The organism is Vibrio sp. OPT24 (assembly GCF_015163545.1).
GTDB classification, from domain to species: Bacteria; Pseudomonadota; Gammaproteobacteria; order Enterobacterales; family Vibrionaceae; genus Vibrio; species Vibrio cyclitrophicus.
The window spans coordinates 84,794-108,673 of sequence record NZ_JADDYI010000053.1 but is presented as its reverse complement, the minus strand read 5'-3'; the positions used below and the strand labels follow the sequence as shown (position 1 = coordinate 108,673).

Annotated in this window: 16 protein-coding genes; 11 read left to right on the top strand and 5 right to left on the bottom strand. The window is 43.2% G+C overall.

From position 1 onward, the window contains the following. The 8 genes from IQO02_RS14265 to IQO02_RS14230 all read left to right on the top strand — a co-directional run bounded on the left by IQO02_RS14265 (position 1) and on the right by IQO02_RS14230 (position 12,778). A complete protein-coding gene (locus tag IQO02_RS14265) occupies positions 1-2,232 on the top strand; it encodes a response regulator (RefSeq protein WP_010429315.1) in 2,232 nt (743 codons plus the stop codon). Continuing rightward, positions 2,207-3,631 carry a TolC family protein gene (locus tag IQO02_RS14260; RefSeq protein ID WP_016796497.1) on the top strand — a complete coding sequence of 475 codons (1,425 nt, stop codon included), beginning with the start codon at positions 2,207-2,209 and terminating at the stop codon, positions 3,629-3,631. The genes IQO02_RS14265 and IQO02_RS14260 overlap by 26 nt, the downstream gene beginning before the upstream one ends. After that, positions 3,621-5,207, top strand: coding sequence for an ABC transporter transmembrane domain-containing protein (locus IQO02_RS14255; protein ID WP_016796496.1), 1,587 nt, complete (start codon positions 3,621-3,623; stop codon positions 5,205-5,207). The genes IQO02_RS14260 and IQO02_RS14255 overlap by 11 nt, the downstream gene beginning before the upstream one ends. Continuing rightward, the gene (locus IQO02_RS14250) at positions 5,204-7,342 is read left to right on the top strand and encodes an ATP-binding cassette domain-containing protein (RefSeq protein ID WP_016792798.1); all 2,139 of its coding nucleotides are present in this window, start codon (positions 5,204-5,206) and stop codon (positions 7,340-7,342) included. The genes IQO02_RS14255 and IQO02_RS14250 overlap by 4 nt, the downstream gene beginning before the upstream one ends. A gap of 109 nt (positions 7,343-7,451) precedes the next feature. Beyond that, a complete protein-coding gene (locus tag IQO02_RS14245) occupies positions 7,452-7,826 on the top strand; it encodes a hypothetical protein (RefSeq protein ID WP_010429308.1) in 375 nt (124 codons plus the stop codon). Positions 7,827-8,040: 214 nt separating this feature from the next. Next, the gene (locus IQO02_RS14240; RefSeq protein ID WP_016793656.1) at positions 8,041-11,223 is read left to right on the top strand and encodes a response regulator; all 3,183 of its coding nucleotides are present in this window, start codon (positions 8,041-8,043) and stop codon (positions 11,221-11,223) included. Between the two features lie 9 nt (positions 11,224-11,232). Continuing rightward, complete coding sequence (locus tag IQO02_RS14235) at positions 11,233-11,709, top strand: hypothetical protein (protein ID WP_010429302.1); 477 nt, start codon at positions 11,233-11,235, stop codon at positions 11,707-11,709. A gap of 1 nt (position 11,710) precedes the next feature. After that, on the top strand, positions 11,711-12,778 hold the full coding sequence (locus IQO02_RS14230; RefSeq protein WP_010429299.1) for an ABC sulfate transporter permease: 1,068 nt from the start codon (positions 11,711-11,713) through the stop codon (positions 12,776-12,778). Positions 12,779-12,914: 136 nt separating this feature from the next. Here IQO02_RS14230 and IQO02_RS14225 read toward each other — a convergent pair whose 3' ends face one another. The 3 genes from IQO02_RS14225 to IQO02_RS14215 all read right to left on the bottom strand — a co-directional run bounded on the left by IQO02_RS14225 (position 12,915) and on the right by IQO02_RS14215 (position 16,069). After that, the gene (locus tag IQO02_RS14225; protein ID WP_010429296.1) at positions 12,915-13,325 is read right to left on the bottom strand and encodes a phosphate ABC transporter substrate-binding protein; all 411 of its coding nucleotides are present in this window, start codon (positions 13,323-13,325) and stop codon (positions 12,915-12,917) included. 9 nt (positions 13,326-13,334) lie between these two features. Continuing rightward, the gene (locus IQO02_RS14220) at positions 13,335-14,471 is read right to left on the bottom strand and encodes an outer membrane beta-barrel protein (RefSeq protein WP_016768816.1); all 1,137 of its coding nucleotides are present in this window, start codon (positions 14,469-14,471) and stop codon (positions 13,335-13,337) included. Positions 14,472-14,602: 131 nt separating this feature from the next. Continuing rightward, positions 14,603-16,069 (bottom strand): methyl-accepting chemotaxis protein, encoded by a 1,467-nt coding sequence (locus IQO02_RS14215; RefSeq protein WP_016768815.1) that lies wholly within the window; start codon positions 16,067-16,069, stop codon positions 14,603-14,605. Positions 16,070-16,690: 621 nt separating this feature from the next. On the opposite strand from IQO02_RS14215, the gene ggt reads away from it, so the two are divergent. Continuing rightward, on the top strand, positions 16,691-18,421 hold the full coding sequence (gene ggt, locus IQO02_RS14210) for a gamma-glutamyltransferase (protein ID WP_102282497.1): 1,731 nt from the start codon (positions 16,691-16,693) through the stop codon (positions 18,419-18,421). Positions 18,422-18,560: 139 nt separating this feature from the next. Here ggt and IQO02_RS14205 read toward each other — a convergent pair whose 3' ends face one another. Beyond that, a complete protein-coding gene (locus IQO02_RS14205) occupies positions 18,561-19,619 on the bottom strand; it encodes a hypothetical protein (RefSeq protein WP_016796495.1) in 1,059 nt (352 codons plus the stop codon). Positions 19,620-19,706: 87 nt separating this feature from the next. After that, the gene (locus IQO02_RS14200; protein WP_010429281.1) at positions 19,707-21,038 is read right to left on the bottom strand and encodes an anaerobic sulfatase maturase; all 1,332 of its coding nucleotides are present in this window, start codon (positions 21,036-21,038) and stop codon (positions 19,707-19,709) included. 137 nt (positions 21,039-21,175) lie between these two features. Between IQO02_RS14200 and IQO02_RS14195 the strand changes: the two genes are divergently transcribed. Together IQO02_RS14195 and IQO02_RS14190 are read left to right on the top strand one after the other, a co-directional pair. Next, positions 21,176-21,964, top strand: a complete 789-nt coding sequence (locus IQO02_RS14195) for a formylglycine-generating enzyme family protein (protein WP_016768812.1) — start codon at positions 21,176-21,178, stop codon at positions 21,962-21,964. Positions 21,965-22,070: 106 nt separating this feature from the next. Next, positions 22,071-23,753, top strand: coding sequence for an alkaline phosphatase family protein (locus IQO02_RS14190; protein ID WP_010429274.1), 1,683 nt, complete (start codon positions 22,071-22,073; stop codon positions 23,751-23,753). Positions 23,754-23,880 lie beyond the last annotated feature (127 nt).

The following is a 23,880-nucleotide window of genomic DNA, read 5'->3' as shown; positions in this document are numbered from 1 at the left end:
ATGAGCGGAAAACCTTCTTATAACATTTCCGTACCCGCTCTACGTCTGAGCATATTGTTCAGCGTGGTACTGGCGGCGCTCGCTTTCTATTTATACTTTTCTTGGTCGAAAGTCGATTCGGTTGCGCAAGTGCAAAGCGCCCCACTTCTGATACAAGCCCAAAAGCTCAATCAGACCATAGAACTGGACATCCAAACCTTACAGTACTGCTTACAAGCCAATAATTGCAGTGCCAGTGACTTGAGCCTTTCTACCTTGAAGAGTGAAATCGACGAGTTTAGGTCTTTGGCTTCTTTGAACAAAACTGAATTTAGTTTGGTTGGCGCGACTGAATACACCCAACTTGAATTAGCTATCAATCGCTTTTCCGACAGTACGAAAACACGCAACGACGTACTCGACTTATACCTGTCGCTGACGAACAACTACCTGCAGATGGACGACAACTACCGCACCATGTTTAACAACCATGCAAGCGACTTAATGTCAGAGAAAAACGAGTTCTTTGTCTGGTTGCTTATGGTGGTCATGATATTGGCCGTGATTGCCGTTTTTTCTAACTCAGTTGCCATGTTGAAACTGAAGAAATCCAGCTCTAACGAGCGAGAAATCGACTATGAGTTTGATGCGCTCTATCAAGAGCTAAAGGAACTCGATTTACAAAGACTCGAAGAGCTTCTTAATGAAGTGAGCATCAACCCCAAACAACGCCAAATCTACTCTCACCTCAAGCTGATTTTTAGTAAATTGGAAGACCAAAAACGCAATAATGATCTCTACAAACAGCTTTACGCACTGATTGGTTACGAGATTCGCGGAATCACCAACACCATCAACGGTGGAGTCCAATATCTGGTTCAAGAAACCGATGAAAACGGCGTATTGATGGCGAAGGATATTACCTCTGCGTGTAGTACCTTGTCTGAGTTAGCAGAAAACTATAACCGATTGATTTCACAGGGTACGGAAAGTAAGTCGAAAGAATTTTCTCTACTGAGCGTGTTGTCTGAATTGATGATTCATATCAGCGCCAAAGTTCAGAGAAACGAAGGTCAACTTGACTGCTTTATCTCTGACAATTTGCCGAACCGTGTTGAAGGCCAATCCACCAGCTTATTCTGGATATTGTTCCTGCAGCTTTCTAACGCCATCCAACTTAAATCAAACAAGAAGTTATTCGTGACGATAGAGTCTGGCGCGGCTTCCGATATGGAAAATACGCGTGTCACCATCAATCTCAACTTCCTTTCAACGTTGGATGTATCTGTAGCTAAGCTCAATAAGCTTCATTGGAGCGCTCACAAGCACCATACCGCTAACACCGACGACTTAGCGAAAAGCGTTTTAAAAGATTACGGCTATTACGAGAGCCATTGGTTCCAATCGGGTACACAGGAACGTTTTCAGATCGAGCTTGATCTCAAGGCTAAGAATTTCCATACAGAGAAAACACGCTTCGACGGCAAGCGTTTACTGCTTTGCGCCAATACACAAGTTCGTATCGATGTAATGAAGAAAATGCTCAGTAACTTGGGGCTTGATATCACTGAAATCCGCACTGCAAATGAGTTGTTTTCAGCGGCGAAGACCTTTGGTGAGTACGATGCCATCATGCTGACCGATACCTTTGAACCTAACAAGCTGCCATCACTGAGCAAAACGGTGAAATCTCAACTTAAGAGTCATCCAAATACCAAGCTGTTGCTGTCAGTAACTAATACTCAGCATGCACAAGAGTGTCACAGCTTCGTCGATAAGATCATCAACTCCCCTGCGATTCCTTACGAGTTTATTCCGAACTTACTTACCATTATGGAAGCAGAAGCATCAGAAGAGCAGATGGAGAACAGTTCGTTCCTTATCGTAGAGGATGACCGAGTTCAGCAGATCCTACTTAAACGAATCCTCACCAAACAAGAGTATGAACCAGACACGGTTGGCGATGGCGCTGACGCAGTGGAGCACTTCATGAATAAACGTTCTGACATCATCTTCATGGACTGCATTATGCCAGGTATGGGGGGCATTGAAGCGACTAAACGCATTCGCCAATTTGAACAAGATAACGAGAAAAGCCCTTGCACCATCATAGGAGCAACCGCATTGACCAGCAGTAATGAACACCAGGCTTGTATTGAAGCCGGAATGGATTACGTGATCAGCAAACCTTACAAAAGCGACCAAATCATCAAGGTGATCAACAAGTATGTGGCGGTACAGAAACTTAACTAGCAGCATTATGGCTGCGCTTGCATTCAGCACGATACCTTCAGCATCGGCGACGACCCTGCTTGAGGCAGTAGAACTCGGCCTGCAAAACAGCCTGTCTCTTCGTGCCAGTGATAAAGGTGTGGAAGAGAACGAATACAATATTGGGATCAGCCGATCTAAGTTTCTTCCTTCACTCAATGGTGCAGCCGATACCACATGGAATGAAAACGAAACCTTGTTATCAAGCGTGCCCGACGAAACCTCTAGCTATAACTCAAACAGCTACAGCCTTTCCCTTTCCCAATCGATATTCAATCTGGGTGATATTTTTAAATATGGCACGGCAAAACTCGACTTTAATATCGAAGAGATTAAACACGAGAACAAAATCCAGAGCACCATTTCTGAAATCGGCTCTCAATACTTCGAGTATTTGAAAAACAATGCGCAAATAAAAGCGACCAAAGTCGAACTTAAGTCGTCTGAGACTCGTGAACATCAGATGCGACGTAACGTAGAATTGGGGAACACAGCCGCCAGTGAGCTGTACGAAGTTATCGCTCAAAAAGAAGGCGTGTCGAATCGATTAAGAACCTTGCAAAAAGATCGCCGTGTCATTCTCAACGGGCTATCCATTCAGATTCAGTACCCTATCACTCCGTCACAAGACATATACGAAAGTGTGCCATTAAAAGAGATTAACGAAAGCGAACAACGCTCAATCATGGATCAGGCGTTAAAGCTCAATAACGACTTGTTAGTGGCGAAGAAAAACGTCGAAAGAAGCCGGAGAAGCTTAAAAGAGAGCGGTACAAACTTCTTGCCTACCGTGTCGCTTTCAGCCAGCTATCGTCACGATGACGCCAATAACTACGATAAAACCGACATCACTGCGACAGGCGAAAGCAACTCTACCAGTGTAGGCTTGAATCTAGCCTTGCCTATCTTGTCTGGTGGCTCTGATTATTACGGATATCAAAAATCATCGACGGCAATTGAACGTACCGAACTGCTTTATCAAGACTCGCTTTACACCACACGTAACAGCGTGAACACCTCTGTACTCAACATTAATGATTTCTCCCAGTCTATAAGCAGTTACGAAAACATCATTCGCGCTAACTACGCCTCGTACAAAGGAATCCAAAGGGCCTACCAATTAGGCACGCGTACTATCACCGATTTGCTGGCCGCTGAAAGTAAACTGTTCAGCGCCTTAAGAGACTACGAAAGCGCTCGATACGACTACATCATCGAAACCATTAAGCTTGAGCAAGTTAAAGGCGTGCTTTCGATTCAATCGATAGAAAGCATCATGCAATTGATGAGCGATATTGAAGGTCGTAACAATCAAGGACTCGTGCCGAAACACCTTCTCTCAACGGAGTCGTTGAAAACAGGAGGTCGCAATGCAAACTGAGCAGTTTTCACAAAAGATCAATATGGCAGATAAGTGTTATCTGACTTTCTCTACGATAATTTCCACCCTGTTTGGCTTGGTACTGCCCTTCTCTATTCTGATCATTTTTGACCGAGTGTTACCCAACCAAGCACAAGACACGTTGTTCTTGCTGTTCGCGATTATCTTGATTTCTATCTTCCTCGACTACCACCTGAAAAATCAGGAAGAAAAGATTTCCTCTGTCATCATGAGGCAGTTTGAGACCAACTTAACCAACAAGGTGTTCCAATCAATATGTTTGGCTGAAATCTCTAAATTTCGCCGCTTAGAACCGGGCGAATACCTAGAACGAATCTCAACCATTCCTGAGTTGAAAACCTTCTTTGGCGGCGAATCAGTTCGAGCCCTGATAAACCTTGCTGTCAGCGTGATCACCATCCTCATTATTGGTCTAATCAACATATGGGCTGGCGTGACGCTTCTGATTGCCTCGCTCATCTTAGCCATTTTCGCTTGGAGCCTTTCTAAACAAAAGATTGGCAGCCTACAAAATAAGTCCGATATAGAAGGATTAACCACTTCTAAAATCATTGAAATTATATCTAGCCCCCTAGATATCAAAGCGAGAAATATGGAATACCGCGTTGAAAGCCTGATGACACAAATGGTCGAAGAGCGTGAAGTGGAGAACATCAAATACGAACAGATTGAATCGAACTTTGGCTTGATCTTGGCGCTCATCCAACAGCTTTCCATTGCTTGCGTTGTTGTAGTACTAGCAACCGCCGTTATCAACATGGAATCAAGCCAAGGAATCATGGCCGCGATCATCATGCTGACCAACCGTTACTTCGCGCCCTACCAACAAGTGATGCGTACCGCGAGTCGTTGGGAATTAAACAAACTCCACATACAACGTATCGCCGAGCTTCTTGAGTTGGCAGCGTCTGTTGAACACCAACATGAGACAACGGAAGTAGAACGTATTTCTGTTAAATACTCAGAAAAACAGCGTATTGAATTCGAACTCGGACAAGCCTATTTACTGACAGGGAAAAGCGGCTCAGGCAAGACTCATCTCGCCAACTGTATTACGCGGCAGAACAGCGATAACAAACTGGACATTATGATTAATGACACGCCTTTAAATGACGTCAATTACAACGTTTGGCGTAACAGCGTGCTAATGGTTGATAAAACAAGCTCGTTCGTAGAAGGGACGATTATCGATAATCTCACCTGTTTCCGACCAAGCTTGAATAACACGGCGTTTGCACTGTGTGAAACGATGAACATCAAGGCGCAAATTGACGGGCTTCCTGCCGGTTTTTATACAGAACTCAAAGGGCACATGCGCAATCCATTCTCTCGCCAAGTTGGATATGCTCTGCTATTAGTCCGAGCCCTGCTCGCCAGTAAATGTGTATTGATATTTGATGATATCGATTGTGTATTTGATGAGGAATTTGCACGGGTTGTGCTAACCAGTACAGCTTATCGTGCCAATGACAAAATCCTAATCATCGCCAGCAATAAAATGGACAAACTTAACCACCGCCTCAAACGCGTAAAACTTACCGGAGGTGACCAATGAGTATCCTTGTAGACTTCAATAATGTTCCACAACGTGTCTTGGATTTTGAATCTAGCGGATACGACGAACGTTACAGTCAATCTCCTCTTATTCGTGGTTTGGCCTACACCCTGATAGCACTCGAATGGGAAGGCACTCCTGCTATACTCAGCGATGCTTTTATTCCAAAATCTAAAGACGGCGACAGCTTTACAGCAACCATCGAGCGCCTTGGGTATCGCTGTGATGTGACCAAGCTAAAGACACTCGATAATATCGATAAGCACCCTCATCCATGCTTTATTGAAATAGAGAATCTAAGTGCGATTTTCTTAGGCACCAAAGATGGAAGGCTGCTGTTGTTTGATTACACAAACAACAACACCATTGAATACCCAATGTGTAAAAAGCCCTGCTTACTGATTGCTATTAGTGAATATTCTCGTCTGTTCCGAGAACCACCACCGGAATCTCAAGACAGAAGTAATTGGATTAAATACGCTTTTTATCGTTACAACAATGAACTCAAAAGCCTGATTATCTTGAGCTTCGTGATCAGTATTCTAGGTGCGTTGCAGCCGTTCTTTATTATGAGCGTGTATAACTTCGCTCTTACTTCTAGCTCTCAAGCAACACTCTATTGGCTAACCTTATTTGCTGTGATTGTTGGCTTCTCGGAGTATTTCTTTAAGAAGATGCGAGTCAACATCATTGCCACCTCCGGTAAAGATCTCGCGGTACACATATCCCAAGCCGTAATATCGAAGCTTCTTTGGTTGCCGTACGCGATGACATCAACCGCAGGGGTCTCGTCACAATTGGCTCGTTTGAAAGATATCGATACCTTCCGACGCTTAGTGACAGCAGAATCGACCCTCAGCTACTTTGATATGCCGTTTGTGATTGTGTTTATCATCGCGATAGCCCTGATGTCTGGCACAGCTGCTCTCGTGGTAATGGGCGGCTTAATATTGATGTTGGTGTTCTGTGTTTACTCACGCTATATCTACTCGCAAGCCACATCTAAAAGCTCGCGCGCCAATGCGATGGTCTCGTACCAATGGAATGAAATCCTGCGTGGTATCAAGACTATCCAAGGGCTACCTTTACTTCGTGTCGTTCAATCTCGATTTAGTGCCTCACATATGCAAAGTTCCAACGATGCCGAGAATGTTGCCGTGACTAACAGTAAGATTCAGGCCGCTGGCGGCAGTTTGATACAGGTGATTGGTACTGCAAGTATTGTGACCGCTGTAATCGGTGTAATGGAAGGCACTTCTGACGCGGGTGCCATGTTAGCCACCGTTATTTTGGTTTGGAAAGCATTAGGCCCGATCATGGGTATCTATAATTCAATTTCTAAGTTTCAATCCATAAAGGCGTCATCGGCACAAATCAACAATTTAATGTCGATGAATGATGACAAGCTGACTTTGGAGAAGAGCCCACCTATTCGCCTGTTCCAAGGCAGTATTGTGGGCAGCGGTGTAAGTCATCGTTACACAGGCGCAGCAACCGGCTTAACCAACTTGGGGTTCAAGATACCCCCAAGCGCAAAAGTCGTCATTTGTGGCCCAACTGGCTGTGGAAAAACGACGCTAATTTCCATCATTGCGGGGCTAGAAGATCGCTATCAGGGCGCAGTGTCTGTCGATGGTTACAACATCAAGCAGTTCAACAGCTACCGCTATCGCACATCGATAAACTACATCCCTTTTAATTTACATATTTTCGAAGGTTCGCTAGAAACCAACTTCATTCTGCATAACGGACTCATTCCAACAGAGAAGATGCAAGAGATGGTGAGCTTCTTCGAATTAGATGAATGGCTCCCGGAAGGTTTAGCTACTCAGTTAAACGTGGACAAATGCAAAAGTCTTCCCAACGGCATTCAGCAAAAGCTGCGTTTAGCGCTTGGTTTAGGTAACTGTGAGCAATCTCTGATCATCATTGATGAACCGTTCAACGGAGCGGAAAATGAAAACTCGCAGTATTTTAACCGCTTGTTCAGCGATAAGTTGTTGAACAAAACAGTCATTTTTTCAACCAATGACCCCGGTTTGATCGCCACTTCCAACATGAGTTTGGTTCTGGAACTAGATGGCAATTTAAAATATTTTGGCTTAACAGACAAATACTTAAACAGTTTAAGTTAACTACAACGACGCTTATTCACAAATTACTCGTTAGATAAATGGATATAATTGACAAAACCATAAGTGAGAGAGATGATTCGGTCTCAAATTACGTTTAACAGGGAAGCAAATGTACACATTCGTTGCAGACAAGCTTGATGTAGCTTACTTATCCGCAATTCCTGAAAACCACCAACTTCAGGGCTGCGATGTGCCTGAAGAAGAGATTGAACTTAGAGAAATCGTTGAGATTTGGTATGAGTGTGCATTCCTACCCGCTTTCAATCTTCAGAAAATTGATATCGCAAACAAAGCCGAACTGACCGTAATACAAACACAAGTTCTAAATAACGATACAAGTACTCTCGCCTTCCTACTCAAAAACAAAGTTTATCGAGCAGCGTTAAACAGAATTTTGGGTATTTGGACACTAGAGCCTTCTGCTAAAACGGCGCTAGAACAACTTCTATTTGAAGTAAATCAAGACAACAATCACTCTCACTAAACTGTTTTCAAAGTTATTCCTCAATAAGCATATAGAATAAACCAACCACCCACCGCTATAAACGAGTAGAAATAGGATCCCTTTCAAAATAAGCTCTGGAATCACAAGAACTTATACCCCTCCCACACTTCCATTAAATATACCGTCTCAAAGTTTCCATATCGGCATTTTTATTCTACTGTTTTTATATAAAAACAGTTGGATGGATCCTTATATGGCGATTACGGTCTGGAATAACCTTTCAGTCAAACATAAACTCTTTGGCTTAGTTCTACTTCCCGTTTCACTACTGCTTTTTCTCGCAGGCAGACAAGCTTTTATCTTGACGACTCAGTTAACCGATTTTGAACGAACCAGTCAGCTATCTGCCTACCTCCAAGATATTTCGCTCCTGTATCGAAGCTCATCAGCTTCTAGCCCTGAAGAGTTCGCAGCACAAAGCAGCCAAGTAAAAGCAGAATTAAAAAACCTATCGCCAATCATTTTCTTAGATACTTCAAATGAAATGAATCAGTTAGTAGCTGACTTCAGCGAAGCAACACTTTCGACAATTCAAGCTATCGACAGTTACGATAAGTTGGATGCACTCGAATGGCAGAGCGATTTATACAAACAATTATTGCTAGAAGTCGAGAAGGTCCCGTTTGAAAACACCAAGCGTGAAATTCAACAACACCTCACGGCATTGCAGCAGCTAGAATGGTTAATGTTTTGGTCAAACGAGGAGTTCAAACTGGGCACCTCACTGATTGAGATATTTCAAAGCAGCCAAGAATACGATCCTGAACTTGCAGAGCAAATCGAGACTCTGAGTGAAAGGCAGCAACTGTTTTTAGAACGCTTTGTTTCGTTGAATGCCAATGAGCATCAGGTATCTTTAATGGTCGAAGTGTTTAGAAATGATGTCTTTGCTCAAAGCCAAGAAATCCGAACTGCTCTACTTGACCTGAACGCCATCAGCCAACTTACTCCACAAGAAATATCTGTTGGTCTAGAGGCCATGAGTGCTCGACTCAACTTATTGCAAAGCCTTGGCGGTGTCATTAAGCAAGAATTCCAAACAGAGGTTGCCCAAGCGATTTCAGACGCTCAAATGGAGCGAACCCTGTTTATTTCCATCGTAGCCTTACTCGCTACCCTTGTTATGGGTTTAACCTTAAGCTTAGCGAGACAAGTGACGAACAACCTTGGACTCGTCCTTAACTTTTTAAAAAGTGAAAACGATCAAACTCGCCCCTCTTTACAAAAACTCATTCAAGGTAAAGATGAGCTCAGTTTATTTGCTCAACAGGTCGAACGACTCACCATCGAAAGAGAGTACGCTAAAGAAAAGCTAACCCAAGCCAAAGAAGACGCAGAAAAAGCGAAAGATCACGCAATACAAGCCAGCAAAGCGAAAAGCAGCTTCTTAGCCAACATGTCTCATGAAATTCGAACACCTCTCAATGGCGTCATAGGTATTTCAGAAATACTGGCTGATACCCCACTAACACCAACACAACGCGATTACGTTGATACCATCGAAACCTCATCACAACTGCTGCTGAGCTTAATCAACGACATTTTAGATTTCTCCAAGATCGAATCTGGAATGTTACTGATAAGTCCACATTCAGCATCCATTAGAGAATCGATATACGACATCGCTTCTATTGTTGCACCAAAAGCAAAAGAGCAGAAAATTTCAGTTGACGTCGACATCAGCCCTGATACCCCAGCTCGAGTGATGATAGACGATCACCGATTGAGACAGATCTTGATGAATTTCATGTCTAATGCCGTAAAATTTACGGCTGAAGGTGGTGTAACGCTGTCCATTCAGACGCTTAACAAGACTGAAAGCGAAGTCACGATTCGATTCGCAGTACGAGACACGGGTATTGGTATCGACAAACAGCAACAGAAACAGATATTCGAGCCCTTTGCTCAAGAAGATGACTCAACTACACGTCAATTTGGTGGTACTGGGCTTGGCCTAGCCATCAGTACTCAGTTAGTTGAGCTTATGGGCGGACAGATTCAACTTAATTCCGTAAAAGGTGAAGGTAGCTGTTTCTACTTCGATTTAGAACTACCGGTTGACTTAATATTACCAAAACCAAGTACCGCGAGCGCTGATATTTACGTGCTAGGTAAGGAGAATATGCTCTCTGAGCGAATAGAATGTAACCTTAATCTTTATGGCCTAAACGTAGTTCAGCGAACGAAGGACACAGTTAGGCTCACCGAACAACTCGCGACTCAGAAACACAATAAACCAATCACTGTCGTTTTCGCTGAAGACGATACTTTTCAAGCCAACAATTACTCAAATGAATTAAATCGACTGCATAATAATGGAATCACAATCTGTTTGATTCGCTCATTCTTAAGCGAGCCAGTAGATTTAGGCAATTGCATCACAGCTCAAGTATCACAACCTTTACTAGGCTTGCGATTAATTAAAGCCGTCGAGCTTTGTGATACACAAGGCTTAGCAGAGCTGTCTGAGACGACTCAACAACCTTTAGAGATACAACACAAAATCCTTATCGTCGAAGACAATAGAATTAACCAAAAGATTGCTGGTCTTCATGTGGGAAAAAGTGGTTTCGAATTCGAGTTTGCTAACAACGGCCAAGAAGCCATAGACAAGTTTACCGCAAATCCTCATTATGCAGCGATCCTGATGGACTGCATGATGCCTGTTATGGATGGTTTTGAAGCTACGAGTAATATTCGACGAATTGAACTAGAAACAAAAGCTACACGCCGTATTCCGATCATTGCCTTAACCGCCAGTGTGATTGATGACGATATTCAGAAGTGTTTCGACGTAGGCATGGACGATTACGTGCCAAAACCTTTCAAGTTCGAAATGTTAAAGGAGAAAATACTCACCGCTGTTGAAGCAATGCCGCTTGCCAACAGGAATGTTTCCCCGACCACATCAAAAACGTCTACGGTCACTCCCATTCACAACGCCAGCTCTGCTAAACAAACCTTACCGGAAGAACTCAAGCAAAAAACGATACCTAGAAAATCCGAAAGAATACTACTTGTAGAAGATAACCGAGTTAATCAGAAAGTGGCTTCTTTGATGTTAACTAAGGCTGGCTATGCTTTTGAACTTGCAGAGAATGGACAAATCGCCGTAGATATGTATCAAAACGACAGTGGTTTCGACGTTATTCTCATGGATTGCATGATGCCAGTGATGGACGGCTTCACCGCAACAAAAGAGATACGTGAATACGAGAAAAATCTAGGCTTAAGCAAAACTCCTATCATCGCGTTAACCGCCAGTGTTATCGATGATGATATCCAAAAGTGCTTTGATTCAGGCATGGATGGGTACGTAGCGAAGCCCGTGAGAAAAGAGAAACTATTCCATCAAATAGAAAGTGCGACTTGTTAGGAGAAACCAATGGATTGGATCAGAACGATTAAAGCACTCCCTTGCAGAGTTATGCTATCAACAGCAATTGGGCTGTTAGGGAGCCTACTCCTTGCCACCCCAGTGCATGCAGCGGAAGATTACGCGATTTTTTCTTTAGATTCTGGGTTTGAAGAGATAACAATAAATAAAGCGAGAAAGCTATATCGAGGAAAAACCAAGCGTCTGAACGGCAAGCGTGTAGAACTATCAGATTGGCCTGAAAACAGTACCGAAAGAGAAGATTTTTATCAGTTACTTCTCGGCAAAAATGCAGCTCAAATGAACGCACACTGGGCTGGCTTATCTTTTTCAGGGAAAGCGCGTTACCCAAGAGAAATCAAACAGGCTTCAACAGACAGCCTAGTCGATTGGCTCGACGACAAACCCAACCGCATTGGTTATTCACCACTCTCGACGGTTCCTCAAAATGCCAACGTTTTGTACGTTATAAGTTCGGAGAAATAACATGAAAAAAATAATCACGTCAGTGCTATGTGCTTCAATAGCCTCTCCGGCCTTTGCTATTATTGAGTTTACCGATAATTTATCGTTGAGCGGATTTGGCTCTACATCTTGGGCAAAATCAGATAACGACAACCCCTTAATTATTACCCGCGGCTTTACCGATGAAAACTGTTACGACTGCGATACTACATTTGGGGTACAACTCGACTATTTTTACAATTCATTCAAAGCTTCCGTGCAAGTTGTCAAACCACCACAATACGATTGGAGTGAACCACAACTCGAGTGGGCTTATCTTGGCTATGAGTTTAACGACCTTGATGTAAGTGTCGGGCGTCTGAGGCTCCCGTTATTTCTCGCGTCTGAATACTATTATGTAGGCCAAGCTTACATGACAGCAAGGCCGCCTACAGAGGTCTACAACAGCGTACTTGGCATCACGGCGTTCAATGGTATTAAAGTGAACTGGACTCATGATGTGAGCGATGAAGCGACCTTGTTACTCTCCCCGTTTGTTGGAATTAAGGATAAGAATGATGTCGAGTTCAATTCATCAACCAAGCTTGAATTTGAAACCAATCGAATGTTCGGAGCGAACTTGCAGCTTAGTGGTGAAGATTATCGTTGGAACATATCTTTCCTAGATTCAAATTTTGACCAAACGGTTAAAATCAAAAACATTGGCTCTCTTCCAACAGATAACAATCAGCATATCCAACTTTGGTCTCTAGGTGCAGAATATGAGTTTGGTCAGGCCATCTTTGCCAGTGAGGGGCAAATCAGTGACTTCAATTCTTCTATGTATGCAAGCCTTGGTTATCATTTAGGTCAATTTACCCCATACCTTGTATACGGGGCGCAATTCGACGCCAATGAACACTTAAATGGTAACAGTTATCTTATTGGTGTGGACTACGATGTACTGCCAAATGTATCTATCAATGGTGAAATTCAGTACTTTGAAGCTCATAAATCAAGAGGTGCCTTTATCGAAGATTTCAGTTCACTCAATACTTTTGATGACAAAGACGCGATGCTTTATACCGTCATGTTGAGCTTCGTGTTTTAACCCACGATAAAAAATCGTATCCATCAAAACATTGGTCAACGCGACTATTAGTCATCAATAACAATAGTGATTAAAACCAAAAGCCCAAGGTAATCAAATAACCTTGGGCTTTTTAATACTGGTAAGTAAGCAACGCTTAGTATTTAAATAATACTTTCACGTCGCCTGTTAAAGCGGCTTCATCTACATAACCAATTGCATTGGTTTTTGAAGCAACCGTTATAATTGCTTCGTTGTAGTCTGAAACCTGGATTGGAGCTTCAGCTTTACCGGTAAATACAAGTCGCGACCACGCTGATTGAAGTTGTGATTCGCTGCGTCCCGTTGCCACCTCATGGAAGGCAAGTCTGCCTTCAGAACCATCAGCTAACTCGATGATCTGTGCTTTAGTACCATTCGATAGCTTGCTTTTCTTACCCATGAATAACTTTTTAACGTCTGATTTAGATAAAGAATCAACGCCAGCATTGTTACCAATCACTACCATTCCAGCAGAAGCGTTAAATGAAAGAACCGCTACGGTTATTGCTGCCAGTAAACTTTTCATATGGCCTCCTTAGAATACGAAATCAAGACGTGCTGAATAGACAATAGAGCTGTCTTCAAGGTAATTACCCGTTGCAATATATGGGCTTACTGTTGTTTCAACATTACTTTGGAACCCACCACTAGTATCGCGGTAATCGACATAGGTCACATCCGCTTTTAAAGACATGTTCTTAGCGAAATCCCAACGGCTACCAACAGAGTAAGAAAGACGCTCGTAATTCATCGACTCTTGAATAGCCGTCGTAGTCATGTTCTCACGTTCTTCGTTGTCTGTTGTTTCAACCCAGCTAACGGAAACGTAAGGCGTAAATTCATTGACTCGGTAACCAACCAAACCAGAAACCGATTGATAGTCATAAAACTGCCCTTCCAATTGAACATCTGCAGCTTCTACGTTAACTAACAGATCACCATTGTCATATTGAGCACCCAAAGAGATGAACTGACCATCTTGGCTATCTAGCATTGCACCCAATTGACAATACGGGTCTTGTGAGTTTTGGAAATCACAAGATGGATTAGATTCAGCAACAAAATATGAACCACGGAAGGTAAAGTCATCTACGTTCCAGTTTGCACTGATACCGAATAGTTTATCCAGTTTCACCTCACCAACAATTGAGTCATCTTCATCAATAGTACCTATACCAACCACTGGCTGAAGAAGAATACTTGAATCTTCAAGTTCAATCGGAATCAATAAATCAGCACCCGTGTAGCCCTTCAAAACAATGTTTTCATACAACTCTTGAGAAGGCCTGATCATTGGATACGCATAGCCAAGGTCTGTGTAATCTGAGTAGAAAAACAAAGGTAAACGCAACTTACCTGCTCGAGCTGTGAAGGCCTCAAAATCATAAGAGGCATAAGCCATCTCAATTTTTGGCTCATAATCATAACGGCTGTTTGCAACGATTTGCGTCACGAACTTAGCACGCTCATTTACTTGAAAATCAAATTGTAAGCCTGCTAATGTCTCTTGCTCCCAATCTAATTTTTCGTCGGTATAACCCGCATAACCTATCGCATTGTCTGACTTACCGATGCCTACAGAACCAAATCCACTAATTCGAAGATCATCCATGTTTGCAGCATTTGCTCCAAACGCCATACTTACTAGGGCAGCAACCACTGTCTTCTTCATAACTAACTCCAATTGTTATGTGATTTTTCGTTTTTATATAATTGTTTTTGTATAATCAGCCCATATTTGGGGCATACTCCCGCCCTCCTTAAGGCATAGCCGAAAGGAGAGAGGGAATGATTCTAGGGAACTTAACTGACTTTAAAGTGGCCAGTTAGTGTTGAAAGGTTACGAGTCACTTTTTGAATATCTTGCGCCACGGCGTCCACTTGCTGAACGCTGTTACTGGTGCCTTCTGCCATCTTGCGAATTTCTTCGACAAAAGTTTCAATACGAGTGGAGGTTTGCTCCTGCTCTTCAGTCGCAGCGGCAATACTTTCGTTTCGTTGACTGATTTCGATAATATCTGAAGTAATTTTCTGCAGAGAATTTTCCGCGACAATTGACTTTTCAACACAAGTTTCGGCTTTAATTACGCTATCAGAAATAATCGATGACGCAGTTTTTGCTTGGTCTTGTAACTGTAAGAGTACAGATTGAATTTCTTGTGTAGATGATTGAGTTCTTGATGCTAACGTTCTTACTTCATCAGCAACGACAGCAAAACCACGGCCTTGTTCACCAGCGCGTGCAGCTTCAATTGCCGCATTAAGCGCAAGCAGGTTGGTTTGCTCTGCAATCGCACTGATCGACTCAAGTATCGAGCCAGCACTTTGTGTGTTGTCATTTAGCTGTTTAACCACTTGAGATGCATTACTTACATCATGCGTTAATTCTTGCACGGCTAAAATCGTACTCTTGACTTGCTTCTCTCCTAAGCTTGCTTGCTCACTCGCACTGGAAGCTGAAGTCGAAGCATCATTAGCGTTCGTAGCGATTTCTCTAGCGGCAAGAAACAATTGATTTAATGAACTTGATACTTCTTCAATAGAGAGATGCTGCTTAGTCGACAACTCACTTGTTACTTGACTTGATTTAACAAGTGAACCAGAGATCGTGTCCAGCTGAGTAACGTTACCTATAGTGTGTGTGACGTTCTGTTGTAAATGAGAGACAAAGTTATTGAATGATTCAACTAAAGGTTTCAGTTCGTCATTTTTTTCATGCTGTAGGCGAACCGTTAAGTCTCCATCCCCTTCAGCAATATCACGCATTTTGTCACTGATATTCGCGAGATCTCTACGTATACCTTTCACCACAAACCAACCAAAGATACACATCGCAAGCATGGCTACAGCACCAGACACACTCATGATTTGGTTAGCTTTTTTATTGTTTGATTCTAAATCTTGTACCGCGTTTTCAAACTCTGATTGACGAGCCAAAGAAAACTTATGCATACCCAAAGTAAGCTCATCTAAGATTGCGGTGCTCTGTTTTGCAAGGCGCCCAGCTTCGCTAAGGCTGATCTCTTCATCTATCATGCCTTGAGCAATTCGGTAAGCTAACTCAAAATATTGATTGGTTTGATCTTGCAAAAGTGCAGATGAGCTCTGTAATGAAGGATCGAGAGAGATTTGAATGTTGAAGTTATTTTGAATCTCAGCGAGAGTTTGCTTGTTCATCTCCAAAATCTCGTCATCGCCTAGAGTCACTGCCAAATTAAAGCGCTCGGCTAATTGAGAGATCAATACACTATTCAATGAAGCCGCATTCATAACCGGATAAGTAACTTGATCAATTCGATTAACCTGTTGGGTGTTACTGGTTAACGTATCCCCTCCGACAAATAGAATACTAGTAAATCCTACTAGCGACACTAAACATAAAGCCAAAATCCTATTTTTGATCGATAGTGTAAACATAAGCTCCCTTTGTTAAACAGTATGATGAACTGCACATGTATTTTGAACAATAACAGATCTGACCAGTATATCAATCTGTCACACCGAAAATAGTGACAAAAATGTTAATATTATTTATAAATTATTATGCAAGTAAGAATAACCATATAAATCAGCATGTATAATTAACTACTTTATTAAAAACGAGTTCAACATCAAACTGAACACCTCTCCATAAGACTGTAATTCATCATGTTCCAAAATCGCTTTAGTTATTCAAAAATTAGGATTTCAAGATAGTTAAATTAATATTGAGAACCCAAGTTTGCCCTTACATTTAGCTTCGCAATAAATTTAAGCCGCAAAATTCTCTACTATTTAATGATTCTGTCAGCAGCGTCAGTGTTGTGTAAAAAGGCTGCAAACTCACGAACTTCACCGCCCTTACTCGGTCAATCTTAGAGCGAATAAACAGATACCTTAAACGGAGAACGCATGCGAATAGCGACTTTATCTTTAAGTTTGGTTTCAGCGGTCGGTTTCGCGGCTGAGCCAAATCCTTTTCCAATTACGCCCGATGAAAGTGGCGAAGAGTTTATGGTAAGTGCAACTAACCCATACGTAAGCAGCACAGGGTATTCGATACTCAAAAAAGGCGGTAACGCAGTCGATGCCATGGTTGCGATGCAGATGACCATGTCGGTGGTAGAACCGGATATGACAGGGATCGGCGGTGGTACTTTTGCGCTGTTTTATAAAAAAGACAAAGACCAATTCCTTGCACTCGATGGGCGCGACGAAGCGCCCTCAAGTGCGACTCCAAATATGTTTATGGAAGATGGTAAAGCACTCAATCGAAATGAGATTTTAGGACCAAGATCTGTAGCCGTTCCCGGCACGCTTCGTTTGCTCTACAGCTCTCACCAACAACACGGAAAACTGCCATGGTCAGAGCTTGCTCAGCCTGCCATTGAGCTTGCCAGTAAAGGTTATGCAATGAACAGCTACACCTATGACATCGTGGTTCGTGAGCAAGAACGATTGATTGAAGATCCAGAAATCAAAGCACTCTATTGGAATAACGGCGAGATTAAACCAACAGGCACTTTGATGACCAATTCAGAGCTGGCCAACACACTGACCAATATTGCTCAACAAGGCGATAGGTACCTTTATGGTGGCGAGTTTGGTAAGCACATCGTTGAAACGGTCAATAGCCGTATCGACTCAGACCACGCTAAGCTCTCTATCGAAGACTTTGAGCAGTACCACGTTAAACAACGTGATGTCATTGAGAGCGACTATCGAGGCAATAAAATTGTGTCGTTTGGCTACCCTGCCTCTGGTGGTGTGATGGTTGCTCAAAGCCTTGAAATGCTAGAGGCCTACGACTTGGCAGACATGTCCAAAACCGATGTGGAACCTTGGCGCTTGATGACAGAAGTAATGAGAATAGCCAAGGCCGATCGTATCGCTTATGCGGGCGATCCTGATTTCATTGAAGCACCAGTTACTGCCCTCCTCGACAAAGCCTATATCGACGAGCGACGTAAACTAGTCCCGGAAAGTGGCATAGCTAAAACCAAACCGAAAGCAGGCAAGTTGTCCAATACCGAATACGCTCAGTATCAGGGGTTTGAGAGCCAAGACACCGGGCATATTTCCATTATCGACAAAGACGGCAATGCTATTGCGATGACCAGTACCGTCGGCACAGGAATGGGTTCAGGGATAATGGCCGATGGCGTGATTCTCAATGCACAAATGGCAAATTTTTCTACAAAACCAACCATCAACGGTAAGCCAACTCAAAATGCTATTGAAGCAGGTAAACGTCCTCGTTCAGCAATCACCCCATTAATGGTGATGGACAAAAAAGACAACCTGCGCCTAGTAGTCGGTTCACCTGGAAGTTCACAGATTCCGGGGTACGTGTTAAAAACTGTGGTTGGCGTTCTTGATTGGGACTTATCCGCGCAGGAGGCAATTGACCTGCCAAACATCCAATATGGCACAAAGATCGACCGCACCAAGCCTTATGACCCAACGGGTTTGTTGGTCGAGAAGAAAACCTACGCTGAAATGCTAGTACCAGAGTTCATGCAGCTCGGTTATCCGGTGCATGTCATTCCAGTAGTCAGTGGTTTGAACGCCATTGAAATCAGAGATGGCAAGATCCATGGCGCAACAGACAGACGCCGTGCATCAAGCTCTATGGGGGAATGATAAAACGAAACGGGCAAGTAATAGGCTTGCCCTTGTTTTGTCTCTAGTCACTTGGCCTTGTATAAGCAGTTCATTGATACGAAAAATCCAGTCGAATATTTCGACTGGATTTTCATAAGCGGCTCATCTATTTACTCATTCAAATATTATGAACTTGGCGCTTCTCTTTCAACTGCTCAATAACATAGTCAGGAGCCACTTTACCTAGCTCACTTAAGCAATCATCGGTCTTGTCGTTGCCGTATCGCACGTAGATATCACATACCGCATATAACTGCTCTGGAGAACCAGAGATCAAATACGCCTTCTCGAACGATTTAGTCGATTTGTCGATATCCAGCTCTTCTTGTAGTACCCCATTCAAGTACCAGTAGTAGCTGTTATCTTTTGCAAGTTCTGCTGCTACTTCAATCTCTTTGGCTGCTGCTGCCTTGTCTTCAAGGCGAACCAAAGTTAATGATTTAGAGTAATGCATCGCTGCATTGTCAGGCACGCTTTTCAAACCACGATCTAACACTTCAACCGCCTGCTGGTCTTTATTCTGTGCTCGGAAGTTATCTGCATAGCTCAACCAAACTTGTGGCTCTTTAGGGTGGGTTTTAATGAGCTCTAAATAAACCGTTTCAGACTTGTCCCACTCGTTGTGCCATCGAAGCACATCAGCAAATAGCAATTGAAACTTTTCAGATTCTTGTGATTCCAAGAATGTGATTAACTCAGCGACGGGTTGTTCAATTTGTGCTTTCTGTTCTTTATCTAACGTATTGTAATCACGTACTAAGTTCGATGTTGCCGAGTGACGAACCATGGGATCTGTATCGCTCAGCAAAGGTGAAACTAACGCCCAACGATGCTCAAGTTGATATGGCGAAGAACCGATAACCGACGCTTCACGAACTTCAGGATTTTGATCTTTTAAGCCTCTTGCAACCGCCACCAATGCATTTTGACTTGGATATGAAGCAAGCTCTTGCAATGCACCAGTACGATTTTCAACAGATTGATTCTGATCTTGTGCCATGTAAGACAACTGCTGAATACGGGTTTGAGTGTCCGTCATTTCAAGCACTTGATTGATATTTTGTGCTGGCGCGTCAACCGTTTTTTGAACGCTATTCGCTGCCATCGCAGACGTTGAAATCAATGCGGACGTTGATATCAACAAAGCAACAGCCGTCGCTAAACTCTTCTTCATCATAGTATTACCTTAAACTGGAGAACTTAGCCTGTCCTTAGACTCGTATCTGATTAAATTTGCATTGGATCTGTTGACCCAAAAAACGAGTTAAAACTTCGTCTCAAACGTAGCTTGTTGCGCCTGTTTTGCTCGATGCGCCATCAATACTGAGTCGCTGAATTTGCCATGAGCCACTGGATGCCCCATCGCGCGAGCGATATAAGCCATCGACTTATCGACATGAGAAAAGAACTTGTGCCAACCCGCACATAAGTAGTTCAGACCCGGCTCACCGGCACGAGTTTTGATAAAGCGGTTTTTCGGACATTCACCGTGACAAGCAAACTTGTAGTCACATTGCTGACATTGGCTGGTCAATGTGCGTGATTTAGCGAAACCAAATTTCTGTTGTGGCGCGCTATACGCCAAGTCATCAAGCTTGTCGTGGTGGATGTTGCCGATTTTGTATTCTGGGTATACATAATGGTCACACGAGAACACGTCACCGTTAGGCTCCATCGCTAGGCCTTTGCCACATATCTCGTTCAAAGTGCAAAGCGGGTTCGGGCGACCAATCCACGTTTCTAAGCTCGCTTCAAAATACTGAACGAACACCTTACCGATGTCGTGCTTCGCCCACTCGTCAAACACAGCAATCAGGAAGTTACCCCAAGCCAAATCCGACACACACCAAGATTCCATGATCGAATCTTTATGACCAGGGATCAGACGTTTATCACCTTGCTTAAGTTGCTCACTCACTTGAGACGTTTGTGGCGCAACCGTTCTAAAGGTTTTTTGTTCTACGATAGGAATAAACTGCATTTGTGGAGACTTCACCACATCACGTAGGAAGCGATACACTTCTAATGCATTTTGACTGGTGAGGTTATTCACACAGGTTAGGGTTGCGAATTTGACTTGATGTTTGTGCAGCAACTCTGCAGCCGCCATCACTTGTTTAAATGTGCCACGGCCTGCTCTGTTGACACGATACGCATTGTGCAGCATCTCAGGGCCATCAACACTTAAACCGATCAGGAAATTGTTCTTTGCTAAGAATCGACCCCAATCGTCATTCAGCAGCGTGCCATTAGTTTGTAGGTCATTTGAAATCAGCACACCTTCAGGTTGGTGCTTTTTCTGAAGTTCAACCACACGTTCAAAATACGCTAGACCCAGCATAGTCGGTTCACCACCCTGCCATGAGAAAATGATCTCAGGTGTGTTTTGACCTTCGATGTATTGTTGGATATACGCTTCTAACGTCTCATCATCCATTCTTGGAGAGCTGCCTTTCTTGTACTCCAACAAATCTTGCTTACTTAGGTAATAACAATATTTACAGTCAATGTTGCACGCTGCGCCAATCGGTTTAGCCATAACATGCAAGCGCTTAGACGCTTTACCGTTATATTGTGGACCTTGAGTAATGTGCATGATTTACCTACCTATCTTAGTGTCTTGGACCTATCATAATTCCTAATTAAGTCAGTGGCATGTTATACCCTTTATAACCAATAGGAATGACCTTAAACGTTAGAATTACACCCTATTTCGAACATTTGAGGCACGTGATGAAATTTTTCAATTACAAACATTTAGCAACGATTAGCAGCGTCACCATGACTATTTTACTGAGTGGCTGTGCAAGCGTGCCTACACACCCAATCGCCCTACAGGTTGACCAAGATATGGTGTTGGTTGAAGGCGGGACATTCAGCATGGGTTCAGACAGATCAGAAGCAACTAAAGCAGAGCGACCTGCTCGAAATATAACTGTAGATAGTTTCTACATTTCGAAGTTTGAGGTAACTCAAGAATTGTTCGAATCGGTTATGGGTTCATCTCTCAGTTATTTCCAAAACCCTCAGGTTCCAGTCAACAACCTAAGCTGGCAACAGGCGAACTACTTCGTTGAGCAGCTTAACGAACTCACTGGCGAAGCATACCGTCTGCCTACTGAAGCTGAATGGGAATTTGCAGCGAAAGGCGGCAACAAAAGTAAAGGCTATACTTACAGTGGTTCCAATAACTTAGATGATGTTGCGTGGTACTCGGCAAATTCTAAAAATAGCGCACACCCTGTCGGCCTAAAGAAGCCAAATGAACTAGGCTTATATGATATGACCGGAAATGTGGGTGAGTTTGTAATCGATGCCTTCGACGACACCTTTTACCGATTCGGTCCAACAGACAATCCTAACAACGCGAAACACAGTGACGTGGGTTTATCACACAAATCAGTTCGTGGTGGCAGCTTTGCTTATGACGAAAATGAATCTGAAAGTTACCGTCGAGACTTTGCAAGTCAGTCAATTACCATGTCTGACATGGGCTTACGTTTAGTTAAAGATACTAACTAACGATGCCAACGGTTACGGCTCAATAACCTTCACCAAAAAGATTAAAAATACAATTTTCACTATCCAAACGTTAAGTCGCTACGGCAATACTGAATAAGGAAACTCTATGCAATACACCAAGCTATCTGGGCTTACACTCGCATTACTCTGTGCTTTCCCTGCTTCGGCGGCGGATAAGCCAGATCTGGTCCTGCAAATTACGGTAGATGGCCTGCGCGCAGACCTTATCGAACGATATAAACACAACTTCGGTGACGGTGGATTTCGTTACTTGATGGATGATGGTACCTACTACACCAACGCGAACTACCAACATGGCAACACAGAGACCATTGTTGGTCATGTGTCGCTTGCAACCGGTGCTCCACCAAGTGTGCACGGCATGGTGGGGAATGTTTGGTATGATCGCAGTGAAGAGCGTTTGGTGTATAACGTAGAAGATGGCAACTATGAAATGCTAACTTCAGGGGCGGGCGTTGATAAAGCAACCGAGATCGATCCGACGCAGAAAACAGCACAAGGCGATGGCCGTTCTCCAGAGCCGATACTCGCTACCACGTTTGGTGACGAACTAATGATTTCCAATAGCGGAAAATCTAAAGTCTTTGGCGTATCAGTAAAAGATCGCGGCGCCATCTCACTCGCAGGGCATAGCGGCAAAGCGTTTTGGTTTTCGAAAGCACAATCTGAATTTGTTACCAGTAACTATTACTACGACGAATATCCAGACTGGGTATCACGTTGGAATGAGAAAGCCATTGCGAGCCAGTACTCTAAACAAAGTTGGGAACTTTCTTTACCACGTGAGAAATACACCCTTCAAGAACACAATACTGACCACAAGGTGAAGTTAGGTAATTTTGAACGTACCTTCCCACACCCTTATGGACCTGCGAGCTATAAATATTACAGCACAACATTAACCGTAAGTCCGGCTGGTGATGAAATTACAGAAAACTTTGCTAGCACACTATTGATGCAAGAGAAGCTTGGTCAAGGCGATGCGACGGATTACCTATCGGTTAGTTTCTCGTCGAATGACTATGTGATTCACCTTTATGGTCCTGAAAGCTTAGAGACCGAAGACAATTTAATTCGTTTAGACAGAACAATCGCCAAGCTTCTTAAGACCGTTGATAACCAAGTCGGCCTAAAGAACACATTAATTGTCTTGTCTGCCGATCATGGTGTTCCTGAATCTTCACCTGCGGCAAATGCACTTGGTTTCCAACAGGCACAATACTTCAATAAAGATACCCTGCTATCTCAAGGCGTAGAAAAGAGGTTGAAGAGTGAGTTTGGTTTGGACAAAGACGCCATTCGATTGTATGCACAACCTTACATTTATCTGGATCACGACGTGATTGCCAAGGAAAAGGTTGATCTAGCGAAAGTGCAGAATGCCATCGCAGATGAGATTGCGAAAGTAAAAGGCGTTGCGTTTGCCGTATCAAGTAGTGATATTGCAGCAAACCGAGTACCTGATACGCATGTCATGCAGCTCATCAAGAACAACTACCACCCCGCTCGTTCAGGTGATGTTTATGTGGTATTTGCCCCTCGTAGCTACATTAACGACATGGAAGGTCTTCAAATCGCCTCTACGCACGGCTCACCTTGGAAGTACGATACTCACGTCCCAGTCATTTTTGCAGGCTACGACGTTGAAGCTCAGAAGGTTTCGCGTGCAATCACTCCATACGACATTGCGCCAACACTTTCGAATAAAATGGGCATAACCCAGCCAAGTGGATCAATTGGAGAAGTGTTACAAGAGATCACTGAATAGGCTAAACCTCCGAGGTTCCGTCATCTAGATTTCGAATCCAATACCCGCTCAATAAAAAAGCCGTTTATCATATTCAGTCGAAACGGATAAACGGCTCTTTTTTACCCCAATTTTCTGCTCTTAAACC

What these genes read in the sequence shown, in the direction of transcription:
- IQO02_RS14255 (WP_016796496.1), top strand. Translation starts at nt 3,621, where the DNA reads ATGCAAACTGAGCAGTTTTCACAAAAGATCAATATGGCAGATAAGTGT.
- IQO02_RS14220 (WP_016768816.1), bottom strand. Translation starts at nt 14,471, where the DNA reads ATGAAGAAGACAGTGGTTGCTGCCCTAGTAAGTATGGCGTTTGGAGCA.
- IQO02_RS14190 (WP_010429274.1), top strand. Translation starts at nt 22,071, where the DNA reads ATGCAATACACCAAGCTATCTGGGCTTACACTCGCATTACTCTGTGCT.
- IQO02_RS14230 (WP_010429299.1), top strand. Translation starts at nt 11,711, where the DNA reads ATGAAAAAAATAATCACGTCAGTGCTATGTGCTTCAATAGCCTCTCCG.
- ggt (WP_102282497.1), top strand. Translation starts at nt 16,691, where the DNA reads ATGCGAATAGCGACTTTATCTTTAAGTTTGGTTTCAGCGGTCGGTTTC.
- IQO02_RS14260 (WP_016796497.1), top strand. Translation starts at nt 2,207, where the DNA reads ATGTGGCGGTACAGAAACTTAACTAGCAGCATTATGGCTGCGCTTGCA.
- IQO02_RS14195 (WP_016768812.1), top strand. Translation starts at nt 21,176, where the DNA reads ATGAAATTTTTCAATTACAAACATTTAGCAACGATTAGCAGCGTCACC.
- IQO02_RS14265 (WP_010429315.1), top strand. Translation starts at nt 1, where the DNA reads ATGAGCGGAAAACCTTCTTATAACATTTCCGTACCCGCTCTACGTCTG.
- IQO02_RS14235 (WP_010429302.1), top strand. Translation starts at nt 11,233, where the DNA reads ATGGATTGGATCAGAACGATTAAAGCACTCCCTTGCAGAGTTATGCTA.
- IQO02_RS14240 (WP_016793656.1), top strand. Translation starts at nt 8,041, where the DNA reads ATGGCGATTACGGTCTGGAATAACCTTTCAGTCAAACATAAACTCTTT.
- IQO02_RS14200 (WP_010429281.1), bottom strand. Translation starts at nt 21,038, where the DNA reads ATGCACATTACTCAAGGTCCACAATATAACGGTAAAGCGTCTAAGCGC.
- IQO02_RS14215 (WP_016768815.1), bottom strand. Translation starts at nt 16,069, where the DNA reads ATGAATGCGGCTTCATTGAATAGTGTATTGATCTCTCAATTAGCCGAG.
- IQO02_RS14250 (WP_016792798.1), top strand. Translation starts at nt 5,204, where the DNA reads ATGAGTATCCTTGTAGACTTCAATAATGTTCCACAACGTGTCTTGGAT.
- IQO02_RS14205 (WP_016796495.1), bottom strand. Translation starts at nt 19,619, where the DNA reads ATGATGAAGAAGAGTTTAGCGACGGCTGTTGCTTTGTTGATATCAACG.
- IQO02_RS14245 (WP_010429308.1), top strand. Translation starts at nt 7,452, where the DNA reads ATGTACACATTCGTTGCAGACAAGCTTGATGTAGCTTACTTATCCGCA.
- IQO02_RS14225 (WP_010429296.1), bottom strand. Translation starts at nt 13,325, where the DNA reads ATGAAAAGTTTACTGGCAGCAATAACCGTAGCGGTTCTTTCATTTAAC.